Below are 15,106 nucleotides of genomic sequence, written 5' to 3'. Positions count from 1 at the left end.
TAGCCTCGCCGCCATGCATGCGATCACGATTCCGGAACCCGGTGGTCCCGAGGCCCTCGTCTGGGCCGAGGTGCCCGATCCCGTGCCCGGCGAGGGCGAGGTCCTCGTCGAGGTGGTGGCGAGCGCCGTCAACCGCGCCGACGTCCTCCAGCGGCAGGGCTTCTACAACCCGCCGCCCGGCAGCTCCCCCTACCCCGGTCTGGAGTGCGCCGGGCGGATCACGGCCCTCGGCCCCGGCGTCTCCGGCTGGTCCGTCGGCGACGAGGTCTGCGCGCTGCTCGTCGGCGGCGGCTACGCCCAGCGGGTCGCCGTCCCGGCCGGCCAGCTGCTGCCGGTCCCGAAGGGCGTCGACCTGGCCACGGCCGCCGCGCTCCCCGAGGTCGCCTGCACGGTCTGGTCCAACGTCTTCATGATCGCCCACCTGCGCCCCGGCGAGACCTTGCTCGTGCACGGCGGGGCCAGCGGCATCGGCACGATGGCGATCCAGCTGGGCAAGGCGGTCGGCGCGAAGGTCGTCGTCACCGCGGGCAGCCCGGAGAAGCTGGCCCGCTGCGCCGAGCTCGGCGCGGACGTGCTGATCGACTACCGCACCCAGGACTTCGTCGAGGAGCTCCGCAAGGCCACCGACGGGGCGGGCGCGGACGTGATCCTGGACATCATGGGCGCCAAGTACCTGGACCGGAACGTCCAGGCCCTCGCCGTCAGCGGCCGTCTGGTCGTCATCGGCCTCCAGGGCGGCGTCAAGGGCGAGCTGAACCTCGGGGCGCTGCTCGCCAAGCGGGCCGCCGTCATGGCGACGACCCTGCGCGCCCGCCCGCTCCAGGAGAAGGCCGCGATCGTCGCGGCCGTCCGCGAGCACGTCTGGCCGCTGGTCGAGGGCGGGACGGTCCGCCCGGTGGTCGACCGGACGCTGCCGATGCCGGAGGCGGCCGAGGCCCACCGCGTCCTGGAGTCCGGCGCGCACGTCGGCAAGGTCCTCCTGCTGACCCCCTGAGCGACCAAGGCCCCCTGAGCGACCAAGGCCCCCTGAGCGACCAAGGCCCCCTGAGCGACCAAGGCCCCCTGAGCGACCAAGGCCCTTCGGCCGGCGCGCCTGAGCGAGCGCCCGAGGCCCTCCGGCCGACCCTCTGAACGACCGAAGCCCCCCGGCCGCCACGGACCTCCGGCCGCTCACCCCCGGGGCATGCGGAGACGGGCCCGGTGCGCTCGTCGCGCGCCGGGCCCGTCACGTACGGGAAGTGCCCTACAGGTACGGCCCCGAGCCGACCGCGCGCCCGCGCCCGCGGCCGCCCTCGTCGTCGTCATCGTCGTCGTGCCCGGCGCCGGGGGGCAGGGCACGCCGCATCTGCTCCAGTTGGGCGCGCGCCGCCATCTGCTGGGCGAACAGCGCCGTCTGGATGCCGTGGAAGAGGCCCTCCAGCCAGCCCACCAACTGGGCCTGCGCGATCCGCAGTTCCGCCTCCGAGGGGATGGCCTCGTCGGTGAACGGCAGGGAGAGCCGCTCCAGTTCCTCCACCAGCTCCGGCGCGAGACCGTCCTCCAGCTCCTTCACCGAGCTGGCGTGGATCTCCTTCAGCCGGACCCGGCTGGCCTCGTCGAGAGGTGCCGCCCGAACTTCCTCCAGAAGCTGCTTGATCATGCTGCCGATCCGCATGACCTTCGCAGGCTGCTCGACCATTTCCGTCACCGGGACCTCGCGGGGTTCGTCGTCGCCCTGGGCGCCGCCGAGAGCCATCCCGTCCTGTCCCACGATGAGGACCTGGGGGCTCTCCGGCGACCTGTCATTCCTCGGCATCTCCATGCCGCCATTCTCTCGCACACACGCTTCAACACGAGGTGTGCCCGGGGAGGAGGGTGATCCACCCTCCTCCCCGGGCACGTTCGGGCCACGGAAAGGTGTCAGGTCGCCGCGCGGCGGGCCACGGCCCCCTTCGAGCGGGTCACCAGGGCGGCGAGCAGCGCCGCGCCGAGCGGGACGGCGACGAGCAGCGCCGCCAGCGTCTCCCAGGGCACCACGATCGGCACGTACGGCGGGGTGAGGTCGCCGCCCCAGCCCTCGGCGATGGTCTGCTCGTGGAAGCGGATCTGCTCGCGCTCCTCGGTGAGCCGCAGGCCCATCGCGGGCAGGAGCCCGGCGACCGAACCGAGCACCACGCCCATCGCGGCGACCACCCCGCACTGGAAGCCGCTGAGGGTGCGGCGGACGCGCGGCGGGGCGCCGACGGCGGCGAGCGTCTTCAGATCGGCCTCGGCGTCGGCCTGGGCCAGGCCGGTGGCGATGCCGGCGGCGCCGATGGTGACCAGGCCGGCGAAGACGGTCAGCGCGATCAGGAAGATGCTGTCGTCGGAGACGTACCCCTCCTCGACGGTGAGGTCGATTCCGGCGCCGAGGGTGGCCAGTTCCGCGTCGAGCTTCTGGCGCTGCTCGCTGCTGGGCATGGCGTCGGTGCCGAAGTAGGCGCCGACGGGGACCGTGGTGAGACCGGCGGCCTTGGCGGTCGCGGGCGTCATGAGCACCTGGAGGCCGTAGGTCTTCGGGTCGCCGGGCACCAGATGGGCCGTGATCGAGGAGACCTTGCCCGGGGCGGGCTTGTTCTCCGCCATCGCCTTGTCCGCGGCCTTCATGTCGGTGATCTGCTTGATGCCGATCGTTCCGTCCTTGGCGACGAGCGGCTTGGAGAAGACGACGGCCTTGCCGGCCGCGAGCGCCTCGGCGGCGCCCGCGTCGGTGATGCCGAGGACCTTCAGGAGGCGGGCGTCGCCGACGAGGAGCCCGCCGTCGACGTAGACACCGCCACCGCCCGAGGGCTGCTTGCAGCGCCAGTCCTCGCGCATCATCGTGCGCCGCTGTTCGGGGGTGAACTTCTCGGACGGGTCGCTGCCGTCGGCGGTCGCGACCCACATCGGGCACACGTTGGCGGGCGGAACGACCACCTCGTACTGGCCGCAGCCGGCGCCGCCGCCCCAGGCGGGGCAGGACGCCTTGCCGACGGCGACGCGGGAGACGTCGGCGCGGGTCTCGACGGAGAAGTAGCGCTGGACGGCGTCGGCGACGGTGGGAACGTCCCGGCCGGCCTCCTCCATCTGGAAGAAGGAGACGGCGCCGTGCGGCAGGCTGGCGGTGTACTCGGCCCGGTACTGGGCGTCGCTGCTCGACGTGTACGTGGCGACGGCGACGGTCCCGGCCACGGCGGCGAGGACGGCGGCGACGGCGGGAGCCGTACGGCCCCGGTTGCGGACGGCGTCGCGGAGCGCGAGCCGCGGGGAGAGCGGCAGCCAGCGGCCGGTCCGGCCGAAGAGCCCGACGATGGCCGGGGTCATGGCGACCACGCCCAGCTCGGCGAGGGCGGAGCCGCCGGCGACGATGGCGAACTGGTCGGTGACGACGGAGCCGTAGAGGGCGATCGCCGCGCCGAGGAGCAGCGCCACGAGGCCGACGACGGGCAGCACCTTGCTGGTGGAACGGACGCCGCGGCGGCCGGTGAGCGAGGCGAGCACGGTCTGCCGGGAGGCGGTGACGGCCGGGACGATCGCGGCGAGCAGGCCGGTGAGGACGGCGAGCAGCGCGATGCCGAGGAGTTCGAGCGGCCGGACGTCGAAGGCGCCGAACCGCTGGCCCATGAAGTCCTCCAGGAACGGCTGGAGGACGAGCGTGAGGATCAGGGCGAGCACCGTGCCGACGACGGCGGCGGCGACACCGATGACGAGGCCGCCGCTCAGCACGATGGCGCGGATGTGGCTGCGGGAGCCGCCGTTGGCGCCGACCAGGCCGAGCTGGCGGCGGGAGCGGCGGGCGCCGACCGCGAAGGCGGGTCCCGCGAGCAGACAGATCTCCAGCATCGCGAGACCGACGACGGTGGCGACGGAGGCCAGGAGCATGGCGTCGGCGGCACCGCTGGAGCGGTAGTCGCCCCAGCCGTCCTTCTGGTAGAGCGGGACCTCTGAGTCGGCCGGCGGGTCGAGCCGGACGGCGCGGGAGACGACCGCGACGCCCTTGGCGTTGATCTCCTTCACGTTGTTCCACGTGAAACCACCGTCGTGCTGCACGAGGTACGAGGTGGTGCCGACGGAGGCGAGCGCCCCGGCCTTCTCCGCGGCCTTCGCGTACGGCGCGAGGAACGCCCCCGGCAGCGCGGTGATCTGGGCGGCCGTCAGGGTGTCGGGCAGCTCGTAGGAGCCGACGATCCGGTACGGCCGGTCGAAATTGCGAGCGGAAACGGTGGAGCCGACGGAGAGCCCGCTCTTCTCCAGGAAGGCCGTGGTGGCGATCACCTCGTCGTTCGCCCGCGGGTACCGCCCGTCGAGGAGCGTGGTGATGCCCTTGGCGAGCGGGTCGTCGGCCTTGAGCTCCCGGACGTCGGTCTGGAGCAGGCCGTGCACGGTGGTCAGCTTGGCCGCGCCCGAGGTGTCGCTGATCCAGCGGGCGCCGGCCGGGATGGCCTTCCGGAGGTCGGTCGTGCCGCTGGGCCAGGGGACGCCGTCCTCGTCCTTCGCCGGGTAGAACTGCTGGCCGTCCGGGGACTGGAAGAGCGCCGCACCGCCGAAGCCGGGATCGCTGAAGGAGGCGTCGGCGGCGCCGATGGACCGCTCCAGCTGTTCGGCGACGGAGAGCTCGGAGCTGCGGATGGTGAGGTCGGCGGCGCTGACCCCGAGGATGGGCAGCGCGATCATCGCGAGGACGAGCGAGCTGCGGCCCTTGGCGCGCCAGGCGTCGCGGCGGGCGATGCGGACGGCCGCCCGCCAGGAGTGGAACCAGGTCTTCACGCGTCCGCCACCCGGCCCGTGAGGAGGGAGTCGGCCTCGCTGCGCACGGTCTGGTCGACGATGGCGCCGTCGCGGAGGAAGACCACGCGGTCGGCCCAGGCGGCGAAGCGCGGCTCGTGGGTGACGAGGACGCCGGCGGCGCCCGCGTCGCAGCGGGAGCGGAGCAGGGCGAGGACGGACTCGCCGGTCTCGGAGTCGAGGGCGCCGGTGGGCTCGTCGGCGAGGACGAGGCGGCGGTCGCCGACGAGGGCGCGGGCGATGGCGACGCGCTGCTGCTGGCCGCCGGACATCTCGTCGGGGAAGCGGTCGGCGAGGTGGCCGAGCCCCATCTCCTCCAGGGCGGCGAGGGCTTCGACGCGGGCCTTGCGGGCCGAGGTGCCGTCGAGCTCCCGGGGCAGGGAGACGTTCTCGGCGGCGGTGAGCGCCGGTATGAGGTTGTAGTCCTGGAAGACGTAGCCGATGCTGCGGCGGCGCAGGGCGGCGAGTTCCTTGAGCCCGGCGGTGGTGATGTCGGTGCCCTCGACGATCACCTGGCCGGAGGTGGGGGTGTCGAGGCCGCCGGCGATGGTGAGCAGCGTGGACTTGCCGGAGCCGGACGGGCCCATGACGGCGACGAGTTCGCCGGGGTGCACGTCGAGGTCGATGCCGCGCAGGGCGTGCACCTCGGTGGCGCCGGACCCGTGGACCCGGGTCAGGTTCTGCAGGCGCAGCACGGGCTGCGCGGCGAGCGGTGTGGACATGGAGGGGTCCCCCTAGGGCGTGCGCGGCGGCTGCGGCGCACGGTGGTGAGCGGTGTGGTGAGAAGAACGCGGTGGTACGGGGCCTGGGCCCCGGGTCAGCGGGTCCGGCCCGCGGCCCCGCCCGGATCCCGGCCCCCCGACCCGGCCCCGGCCCCCACCCCGCCCGTCCCCGCCCCGGGCCCTGGCCGGACCCCTGCCGCGGACCCCGGCTCCTGGACGGAGGCGGGGCCGGGGGCGGCGACGGGGGCGGGAGCGGGCGCGGTGGGAGCGGGGATGAGGGTGGCGGAGAGGCGGATGAGCCGGGACTCGCAGTGGTCGAGCCAGCGGGCCTCGGCCTCGGTCTGGAAGATCAGCTGCTCCAGGACGAGGAGCCAGGCCACGTCGTCGCGTTCGTGCGCGTCGCCGCCTTCGAGGGCGGCGAGGGCCTGGGCCTTGAGGCGGGTGTAGTCCTGCATGGCCTTCACGGTGTGCCGGCGCTGGGACTGGATGACCTCGCGGATGTCGACGCCGGGTGCCCCGACGGCCATGGCGAGCTTGATGGCGAGCTCGTCGCGGGCGGGGCTGGTGCGGTCCACGGGCTGCTCGAACCAGGCGCGGAGCTCGGTGCGGCCGGCGTCGGTGATCGCGTAGAGCGCGTGGCCGGCGCCGTCCTCGCCGTTCTGGGCGACCAGGCCGTCCCGTTCGAGCCGGCCCAGGGTCGTGTACACCTGGCCGACGTTGAGCGGCCAGGTGGCGCCGGTGCGGGACTCGAACTCGGTGCGCAGCTGGGAGCCGTAGCGGGGGCCGTGTTCGAGGAGGGCGAGGAGCCCGTGGCGGATCGACATACCGAGTATGTATACCGGGTATGCCGAGGCCGACAACCGTCCGCAGGGGGACCCGGAGGGTCCGACTCAAGGGGGACGGGGAGGGTCGTCGGGCCGGTTCAGCGGCGGCGCAGGCGGAGCCCGAGGAAGCCGAGTCCGAGGCCCATGAGGGTGAGCCCCACGCCGAGGGTGAGCAGGGGAACGGGCTGGTCGGAGGTGGTGCCGTCGGTTCGCAGGGAGAGCTGCGGGGCGGTGCCGGGGCGGCTGGCGGGGGCCGCTTCGGGGCGGTCGGCGGCCTCCGTCCCGGGTACTCCGGTGTCCTCCTCGGGGAGGCCGGGGTCCTCTTCGGGGAGGCGGTCGGCGGCGGCGGATTCTGTAGCGGTTCTGTCACGGGAGGGGGTGGCGTTGGGCTCCGGCTCCTCGGGGGTGGCCGGTTCGGGGCGGCCGGGCCGGGTGCGTCCCTCGCCGGCGGGCCGGCCAGCGAGGGAGGGGGAGCCGGTGGGCTCGGGGGCGTCGCTGGTCCGGGCGGCGGGCTTGCCGGGGCGGGGCGCGGCGGAGCCCGCGGGCGGGGTGGTGGGGGTGCCGGCGGCGGAGGAGGTGACGGGTGCGGCAGTGCTGGTGCTGGTGCCGGTGCCGGTGCCGGTGGCGGGGGCTGTGGCCGTGCCCGGGCGGGTGCCGGGGGGCGTGGGGGGCCGGCCGGTGCCGGTGGTGGCGCCCGGGGCCGGGGTCGTACCCGGTCGTGGGGTGGCGCCGGGGCCGCCGGTCGTGGCGGGGCCGGTCGTGGTGGCGGCGGGCGGGGTGCCGGGCGGCCGGGTGACGGTGCCGGGCGCGGTGGCTCCGGCGGTGGGGCCGTGCGCGGGGGCGGCGGCCCGTCCGGAGGGCGCCCCGGCGGCCCCGTTGGGGGGTCCCGGGGGGATCTCGGTGGCTTCGGCGAGGGCCGCGCCGGAGATCCCGTACAGGGTGAAGGCGCAGGCCAGCGCGGGTGCGAGGGCGGTTCTGCCGAAGTTCCTGAAGGCGGTGGCGGGGGCGGGGGCGGACCGGGCGGCCCGTGACCGCGCGTGTGTCCCCGCCCGTACGCGGCGGTGTCTGCCGCCTGTTCTCCAGCCGCCTCTACCGCTGCCGCTCTCGCTGTCGCCGCCGCCTTTACCGCTACCGCTACCGCTGCCGCTCTCGCTGCCTCTACCGCTGTCGCCGGCGCTGCCGCGTCCGCCGGTCCCGCCGCGTGTGGGAGTCACCGGGAAACCCTCCCCTGCTGTGCCGCCGAGGTGTCCGACTCAGCGTCACATACAGGGGCAACTCCGGCATCCGGGGCGGCTACTTCTGGGGGTTGCCGGTGGAGATCTGGAGGGTGAAGTCCGCCTCGTCGGGCCGGATGTCCGTACCGGCCGGCGGGTACTGCTCCAGGACCGTGTCCTCACCGTAGGTGTTCTCGTCCACCGGGACCTGCTTCTTCGTCTTCCAGCCGGCCGCGTTCATGCAGTCCTTCACCGAGGTGAGGTTCTTGTAGGTGAAGTCGGGCACCTCGAACTTCTCGGGGTCGTCGCTCGACTCCTTCGGCTCGGTGCACTCCTTGGTGTCGATGGTCTTCGACAGGTCGGGACCCTTGTGGCCGGGGCTGTCGGTCTGCGTCTGCTCGGTGCCCCCGGTGCCCGTGGCGCCCGTGGCACCGGTCGTCCCGCCGGTGTCGTCCTTGTCCAGCATGTTGAACGCGACGACACCGCCGACGGCGATCACGGCGACCGCGAGGGCGCCCGCGAGCAACGGCATGGTGCGGCGCCCGGCGGCGGCCGGGGCGGGCGCCGGCGCGGGCGCGTAGGAGACCGGCGGCGGGGTCTGGTAGCCGGGGGCGGGCGTCGGGGCCTGCTGCGGATAGCCGTACCCGGGCGCCGGCGCGTGGGCCGCTGCCGGGGCGGGGGTCGGCGGACCGTACGGACCGGGCTGCGGGGTGTGCGCCGGGTACGGCTGCTGCACGTGCGGGGCGGAGTGCGGCGGCGGGGTCTGGCCGACCGGCGGGAAGACGGCCGAACCGACGCCCGAGCCGCTGCCGACCGGGGCGCCGGGCACGATCACCGGGGCCGCGGTCTGGCCGGCCGACAGCACCCGCAGGCACTCGTCGCGCATGGCGGCGGCGCTGGGGAACCGCTCGTTCGGGTTCTTCCGCAGCGCACGGGCGATCAGCGCGTCCATCGCGGGCGTCACGGAGCGGTTCACCGAGGACGCGGCGACCGGCTCCTCCTGCACGTGCGCGTAGGCGATGGCCAGCGGCGAGTCCGCGTCGAAGGGCAGGCGGCCCGTCAGCAGCTGGAACAGCATGATGCCGACCGAATAAAGGTCGGAGCGGGCGTCCACCGGCCGGCCGAGGGCCTGCTCGGGGGAGAGGTACTGCGGGGTGCCGACGACCATGCCGGTCTGGGTCATGGAGGTCACGCCGGACTGCATGGCGCGGGCGATGCCGAAGTCCATGACCTTCACGACACCGCGCTTGGTCATCATCACGTTGCCGGGCTTGATGTCGCGGTGGACCAGCCCCATCTCGTGGCTGACCTCCAGGGCGGCGAGCACGTCCGCCGTCACCTTCAGCGCCTTGTCGGCGGGCATCGCCCCGTACTGGCGCACGTCGGCGGCGAGCGCCGAGCCGAGCGGCTGCCCCTCCACGTACTCCATGACGATGTACGGCATGAGCCCGCCGTCGAGGGTGTCCTCGCCGGTGTCGAAGACCGAGACGATGTTGGTGTGCGAGAGCTTCGCCACGGCCTGCGCCTCGCGGCGGAACCGCTCGCGGAACGACTGCTCGCGCCCGAGCTCGGTGTGGAGCGTCTTGATCGCGACCTGGCGGTCCAGCGCGCTGTCGTACGCGAGGTAGACCGAGGCCATGCCGCCCTCGCCGAGGAGGTCGCGCAGCTGGTACCGGCCGTTCGCGACCGAACCGCCCGCGTAGCGGCCGCCCTGAGCGCCGTCGTGGCTCATGTGTGCTGTCCCCCTGCGCCCCGCGGCGTCGGTCCGTCGTCGTCCGGCCGGATCCCGATGTCCCGCCGATTCTGCGCCAAGTCTGCCCGAGGCCCCTGACACGTCAAGCCGGGTGCCCGTTCCGTGACCCTCCGCACAAGCGGAGGCGCGCGGGGACCGGGCGAAACTCACGGAATTTGCACAGGCGTACACGAGAAGGGTTGGATGGCCGGTCATCGCGGACCGTGATGTCGTACGGAGCCTGTAGCGTGACGACTGGACACGGCACGGACAGACGACGGCGAGGACTCATGGAACCCGGATCCGACGCAGGTGGCGGTATGCCGGGCGCTGGCGCCGAGTCATGGGGAGTCGGCCGCGTCGTCGGCGACGGCCGCTACCGCCTGACGCACCGTCTCGGACGCGGCGGCATGGCGGAGGTCTTCGCCGCGGAGGACGTACGGCTCGGCCGTACGGTCGCGGTGAAGCTGCTCCGCTCCGACCTCGCGGAGGACCCGGTCTCCAAGGCGCGGTTCACGCGTGAGGCGCAGTCGGTCGCCGGCCTGAACCACCACGCGATCGTGGCGGTGTACGACTCCGGCGAGGACGTCGTCGACGGCCGCCCCGTGCCGTACATCGTGATGGAGATCGTCGAGGGCCGCACCATCCGTGACCTGCTGGTCAGCGCGGAGGCGCCCGGTCCCGAGCAGGCGCTCGTGATCGTCTCCGGCGTCCTGGAGGCGCTGGCGTACTCGCACCAGCACGGCATCGTGCACCGTGACATCAAGCCGGCCAACGTGATCATCACGCACGCCGGCGCCGTGAAGGTCATGGACTTCGGCATCGCCCGCGCGCTGCACGGCGCGCAGGCGACGATGACGCAGACCGGCATGGTCATGGGCACGCCGCAGTACCTCTCCCCGGAGCAGGCGCTCGGCAAGGCCGTCGACCACCGCTCCGACCTGTACGCGACGGGCTGTCTGCTCTACGAACTCCTCGCGCTGCGTCCTCCCTTCACCGGTGAGACGCCGCTGTCGGTGGTCTACCAGCACGTGCAGGACATCCCGGTCCCGCCGTCCGAGGTCCGCGGCTCGACGCCGCCGGAGCTGGACGGTCTGGTGATGCGTTCACTCGCGAAGGAGCCGGACGACCGGTTCCAGAGCGCCGAGGAGATGCGCGGGCTGATCCAGTACAGCCTGGAGATGCTCCACCAGCAGGGCAGCCACACCGGCACCTGGAACACCGGTCCGGTCACCGTGCACGAGGGCGGGCAGACGCCCGTCCACGGCATGGCCGCCACGACGGCCATGGGCCACCCGCCGCTCGGCGAGACCGCCCAGGGCCGGATCGTCCCGCTGCCCAACCCCGACGACGGCGGGTACAGCGGGTACGGCGGTTACGACGACGGCACCGGCGGCACCGGCGGCTACGGCCAGAACGGCGGCTACGGCGAGCACGGCGACGGCCGGGGCAAGCGCAACAGGATGGTGCTGTTCGCGGCGCTCGCGGTGATCGCGATCGTCGCCGGCGTGGTCTTCGCGGTGCAGATGGCCGGTGACGGGAAGAAGAACGACCCGGTCACGACGCCGACGACGGTGTCGGACTCGCCGTCCACGACCTCCGAGGAGCCCACCGCCTCCGAGGAGCCGTCCGAGCAGCCGAGCACCGAGCAGCCGAGCGACACCACCGGTGGCGGCGGTGGCGGCGACGGCGGCACCACGCAGGAGCCGTGGAACCCGCCGACCAACGCGACGACGAACCCGCCGACGCACACCGAGCAGCCGACGACGGAGCCGACCCCGACCGGGGAGCCGACGACGGAGCCGACTCCCACGGAGGAGCCGACGACGGAGCCGACCCCGACCGAGGGGGAGACGACCGCCCCGACGGACGGCGGTGCCGACAACGGCGGTGCCGACAGCGGCGGTGCCGACAGCGGCGGCCAGACCGACCCGACCGGCGGCGGCAACGGCGACACCAACCCGCCGTCGCCCGGCAACGACACCGGCCTCACCGGCGCCACCACGCCGTAGGGCGTCTCCGGACCTCAGTCGGAGAAGGCGTCGCGGACGGCGTCGTACTCCCGGGTCCACCACACGGCCAGGGCCGACACCGCGGGAAACTGCGGGTCGGCCCTGTGGTCGTTCAGCTGGTACCGCCAGCGCAGCGTCCAGAAGTCGTTCAGCCGCTCCCACCACACCCGGTGCACCGCCGCGGCCAGCTCGGCGCCGTCCGCGCCGGTGGCCCGCCGGTACGCGCGCGCGTAGGCCCGCACCTTCTCCAGGTCCAGCTCGCCCCCCGGCCGTACGAAGAAGATCGCGGCGGCCCGGACGGCCTCCTCGGCGCGCGGGCGCACGCCGAGCCGGTCCCAGTCGACGATCGCGGCCGGTTCGGCGCCCCGGTAGAGCACGTTCAGCGGGTGGAAGTCACCGTGCACCCAGCCGGCCGTGGCGGGCGCCGGAGGGCGCCGGTGGGCGTGCTGGGCGAGCAGCCTGCGGCGCTCCCGCAGCCGGTGCTCGGCGAGCGCGTCGAAGCTGCCGTGCGGGCGGTGGGCGCGGGCGAGGCGGATCAGCTCGGCGATGTCGCTGAACGTGTCCTCGGGGCGGGCGCTGTCGTGCCGGTCGCCCGGCGGCGGGGGCTCCATGACCCGGTCCAGGGTGGTGTGGACGCGGCCCAGGAGGGCGCCGAGGCGGCGGGAGCCCCCGGTGCTGAGCTGGGCGCCGTCGCGGTGCCGGCCCTCGACCCAGGGGTGCAGGGCGTAGCAGCGGCCGCCGATGACGGCGACCGTGCGGCCGCGGCTGTCGGGCAGCGGCGGGGCCACCGGCAGGCCGAGGGCGTGCAGCCGCTGGGTGGCGCGGTGCTGGCGGGTGATGGTGGCCCGGTCGGCGGTGGGGGCGTCGAGGTGCTGCTTGAGGAAGTAGTGGCCGCGGGTGGTGGCGAGCCGGTAGCCGCGGTTGAGCAGGCCCTCGGTGACGGGGACGCAGGACAGGGGCTCGCCGGCGTGCGGGTGGCGGCGCAGCAGGGCGCCGACCGGAGGAGCGGAGTGGTCAGATGAGCGCGGCACTCCGCAGATGTTAGATCACGCTGCGTGGTGGAGATGGCGCGGTGCGGAACCGGCCGCGGGGCCGTAATCGATGCTGTGCACCGTCACGAACTGCGGTTCGATCCGCATGTAGACGGGGACGAAGGGCTCGCCGTCCACGCTCAGGGGTTCGGGGCCGAAGGCGGACAGTTCCGCCGCGGTCGGCTCGACGATCTCGGCGGTGCCGGTGAACTGCACCGTCCACAGGACGCCGGAGGCGGGATCGAGGTCGTCCGCCCCGTAGGCGACGACGCTGCCGCTGCACGCCTGGTGGTAGCCGAGACCCTCGTGCATGCGGATCACCACGCTGTCGCCGGAGACGATGTGCCGGGCGGGCGCGACGAAAGGCATCGCCCGCATGCTCGTGGCGACCCGGCCGTACGACGCACGGCCGAGCAGTTCGATGGCGCGGATCTCCTCGGTGGACATGCCTCCACTCTCCGCCACCGGCACCCTGTCGGGAAAGGGGCCGGGGCCCCGCGTCGGCGGGGACGTAGGTCCCGAATCCCGGCGGCGGGCCCGGGCTGCTCCCTTCGGGTGAGACCGTCGGGGAGGGCGCGGGCCCGGCGGGGCGTGCGGTGGCTCAGTGCCGCTCGGCCTGCATCCGCGCGACGTACGCGGCGGCCTGCGAGCGGCGCTCCATGCCCAGCTTCGACAGCAGGCTGGAGACGTAGTTCTTGATGGTCTTCTCCGCGAGGTGGAGGCGCTCGCCGATGACCCGGTTGGTCAGGCCCTCGCCGATCAGATCGAGGATCTTGCGCTCCTGCTCGGTGAGATTGGCGAGCCTGTCGTCACCCTTCGGATTGTTGCCGTCCCGCAGCCGCTCCAGGACCCGCGCCGTCGCCACCGGATCGAGCAGCGACTTGCCGGCCGCCACATCGCGGACCGCGTTCAGCAGTTCGTTGCCCCGAATGGCCTTGAGGACATATCCCGAGGCCCCGGCCATGATCGCGTCAAAAAGCGCCTCGTCGTCCGCGTACGAGGTGAGCATGAGGCACTTGATCGACTCGTCCTGGGAGCGGACCTCGCGACAGACCTCGACCCCGCTGCCGTCGGGCAGCCGGACGTCGAGCACCGCCACGTCGGGGCGGGTCGCGGGGATTCTGACCAGGGCGTCGGCCGCGGTTCCGGCCTCGCCGACCACCTCGATGTCGTCCTCCACGGAAAGCAGCTCGTGGACGCCGCGCCGGACGACTTCATGGTCATCCAGCAGAAATACCCGGATTTTTCCTTCTTCGCGCACGGAGCCAGTCTCACATATTGGCTCTTCCGGTGCCCGGGGTGCGCGGGTTACGGTGCCGGATGTTCCGACGAGGGTGTCGGGCCGCTGCTCGGTGCGCTGACCTGGGCGACTTTCCGCTTTTCTCGATTTACTTGGAAATCCAAGCAAAATCGCAGGTCAAGTGGGGTTTCGCAGGAATGCCGCGCTATGGGTAACGTGCCTCATGACGGCGCTCGTCCGGGACACCTGTCACGCCCGACCCCGGCCGCGTCGCACCCACCCCGTGCGCAGGGTACGGATAAGGCGGAGAGCCGCACTGGCCCAGCCGGCGAACCCGGGGGCCGGACCGACGGAGGAGCACGCACGTGACCGTGGAGAGCACTGCCGCGCGCAAGACGACGCGACGCAGCAGCGGCGCCAAGCGCACCACAGGCGCCGGCGCCGGCGCCAAGAAGGCCGACCAGACCCTGGCCGGGGAGCCCGAGCTCGTTCAGCTGCTGACGCCCGAGGGCGAGCGCGTCCACCACCCCGACTACGACATCGACCTGAGCGCCGAGGAACTGCGCGGGCTCTACCGCGACATGGTCCTCACGCGCCGCTTCGACGCCGAGGCGACCGCCCTCCAGCGCCAGGGCGAGCTGGGCCTGTGGGCCTCGCTGCTCGGCCAGGAGGCCGCCCAGATCGGCTCCGGCCGGGCCCTGCGCGACGACGACTACGTCTTCCCGACGTACCGGGAGCACGGCGTGGCCTGGTGCCGCGGCGTCGACCCGACCAACCTGCTCGGCATGTTCCGCGGCGTGAACAACGGCGGCTGGGACCCCAACAGCAACAACTTCCACCTGTACACGATCGTCCTCGGCTCGCAGACCCTGCACGCCACGGGCTACGCCATGGGCATCGCCAAGGACGGCGCGGACTCCGCCGTGCTCGCCTACTTCGGCGACGGAGCCTCCAGCCAGGGCGACGTCAACGAGTCGTTCGTCTTCTCCGCGGTCTACAACGCCCCGGTCGTGTTCTTCTGCCAGAACAACCAGTGGGCCATCTCCGAGCCCATCGAGAAGCAGACCCGCGTCCCGCTCTACCAGCGCGCCCGCGGCTTCGGCTTCCCCGGCGTCCGCGTCGACGGCAACGACGTCCTCGCGTGCCTGGCCGTCACCCGGTCGGCCCTGGAGCGCGCCCGCCGCGGCGAGGGCCCCACCCTGATCGAGGCGTTCACCTACCGGATGGCCGCCCACACCACCTCCGACGACCCCACCCGCTACCGCCGCGACGCGGAGCGCGAGGCGTGGGAGGCGAAGGACCCGATCCTGCGCCTGCGCGCGTACATGGAGAAGGCGGGCCACGCCGACGCGGCCTTCTTCGAGGAGCTGGAGGCCGAGAGCGAGACGCTCGGCAAGCACGTCCGCGAGGTCGTCCGCGCCATGCCCGTCCCGGAGCACATGGCCATGTTCGACCACACGTACGCGGACGGGCACGCGCTCGTCGACGAGGAGCGCGCCCAGTTCGCCGCCTACCAGGCGTCCTTCGCGGACGGAGAGGCCGAGTAATC

Annotated in this window: 12 protein-coding genes; 3 read left to right on the top strand and 9 right to left on the bottom strand. The window is 73.5% G+C overall.

What is annotated here, in order from left to right; translation table 11 throughout:
* Positions 1–13 precede the first annotated feature (13 nt).
* The gene (locus ACIGHB_RS09635; protein WP_399911134.1) at positions 14–994 is read left to right on the top strand and encodes an NAD(P)H-quinone oxidoreductase; all 981 of its coding nucleotides are present in this window, start codon (positions 14–16) and stop codon (positions 992–994) included.
* A 249-nt stretch (positions 995–1,243) separates the two neighbouring features.
* Here the strand turns inward: ACIGHB_RS09635 and ACIGHB_RS09630 are convergent, their stop codons facing one another.
* The 6 genes from ACIGHB_RS09630 to ACIGHB_RS09605 all read right to left on the bottom strand — a co-directional run bounded on the left by ACIGHB_RS09630 (position 1,244) and on the right by ACIGHB_RS09605 (position 9,274).
* A complete protein-coding gene (locus tag ACIGHB_RS09630; RefSeq protein ID WP_360308058.1) occupies positions 1,244–1,801 on the bottom strand; it encodes a bacterial proteasome activator family protein in 558 nt (185 codons plus the stop codon).
* A 98-nt stretch (positions 1,802–1,899) separates the two neighbouring features.
* Positions 1,900–4,764, bottom strand: coding sequence for an ABC transporter permease (locus ACIGHB_RS09625; RefSeq protein WP_399911131.1), 2,865 nt, complete (start codon positions 4,762–4,764; stop codon positions 1,900–1,902).
* On the bottom strand, positions 4,761–5,504 hold the full coding sequence (locus tag ACIGHB_RS09620) for an ABC transporter ATP-binding protein (RefSeq protein ID WP_360308064.1): 744 nt from the start codon (positions 5,502–5,504) through the stop codon (positions 4,761–4,763). Before ACIGHB_RS09620 ends, ACIGHB_RS09625 begins: the two co-directional genes overlap by 4 nt.
* Before the next feature lie 95 nt (positions 5,505–5,599).
* Positions 5,600–6,328, bottom strand: a complete 729-nt coding sequence (locus ACIGHB_RS09615) for a PadR family transcriptional regulator (protein WP_399911126.1) — start codon at positions 6,326–6,328, stop codon at positions 5,600–5,602.
* A 98-nt stretch (positions 6,329–6,426) separates the two neighbouring features.
* Complete coding sequence (locus tag ACIGHB_RS09610) at positions 6,427–7,542, bottom strand: hypothetical protein (RefSeq protein ID WP_399911123.1); 1,116 nt, start codon at positions 7,540–7,542, stop codon at positions 6,427–6,429.
* A 79-nt stretch (positions 7,543–7,621) separates the two neighbouring features.
* Positions 7,622–9,274 (bottom strand): protein kinase, encoded by a 1,653-nt coding sequence (locus ACIGHB_RS09605; protein ID WP_360321826.1) that lies wholly within the window; start codon positions 9,272–9,274, stop codon positions 7,622–7,624.
* A gap of 290 nt (positions 9,275–9,564) precedes the next feature.
* Here ACIGHB_RS09605 and ACIGHB_RS09600 point away from each other — a divergent pair, with 290 nt between their 5' ends.
* On the top strand, positions 9,565–11,286 hold the full coding sequence (locus tag ACIGHB_RS09600) for a protein kinase (protein ID WP_399911119.1): 1,722 nt from the start codon (positions 9,565–9,567) through the stop codon (positions 11,284–11,286).
* A gap of 14 nt (positions 11,287–11,300) precedes the next feature.
* Here the strand turns inward: ACIGHB_RS09600 and ACIGHB_RS09595 are convergent, their stop codons facing one another.
* The 3 genes from ACIGHB_RS09595 to ACIGHB_RS09585 form a co-directional block, all read right to left on the bottom strand.
* Positions 11,301–12,317 carry a phosphotransferase gene (locus ACIGHB_RS09595; RefSeq protein ID WP_399911116.1) on the bottom strand — a complete coding sequence of 339 codons (1,017 nt, stop codon included), beginning with the start codon at positions 12,315–12,317 and terminating at the stop codon, positions 11,301–11,303.
* A gap of 15 nt (positions 12,318–12,332) precedes the next feature.
* Positions 12,333–12,764: a pyridoxamine 5'-phosphate oxidase family protein gene (locus ACIGHB_RS09590; protein WP_399911113.1), complete on the bottom strand. Its 432-nt coding sequence runs from the start codon at positions 12,762–12,764 to the stop codon at positions 12,333–12,335.
* Positions 12,765–12,918: 154 nt separating this feature from the next.
* Positions 12,919–13,578 (bottom strand): response regulator transcription factor, encoded by a 660-nt coding sequence (locus ACIGHB_RS09585; protein ID WP_360321814.1) that lies wholly within the window; start codon positions 13,576–13,578, stop codon positions 12,919–12,921.
* Positions 13,579–13,922: 344 nt separating this feature from the next.
* On the opposite strand from ACIGHB_RS09585, the gene pdhA reads away from it, so the two are divergent.
* Positions 13,923–15,104, top strand: a complete 1,182-nt coding sequence (pdhA, locus tag ACIGHB_RS09580) for a pyruvate dehydrogenase (acetyl-transferring) E1 component subunit alpha (RefSeq protein WP_360321811.1) — start codon at positions 13,923–13,925, stop codon at positions 15,102–15,104.
* Positions 15,105–15,106: the final 2 nt, after the last annotated feature.

Origin of the sequence: Streptomyces sp. NPDC085460 (assembly GCF_044541975.1) — a bacterium.
In the GTDB taxonomy this organism is placed as follows: domain Bacteria; phylum Actinomycetota; class Actinomycetes; order Streptomycetales; family Streptomycetaceae; genus Streptomyces.
This window is presented reverse-complemented; position numbering and strand designations above follow the sequence as displayed.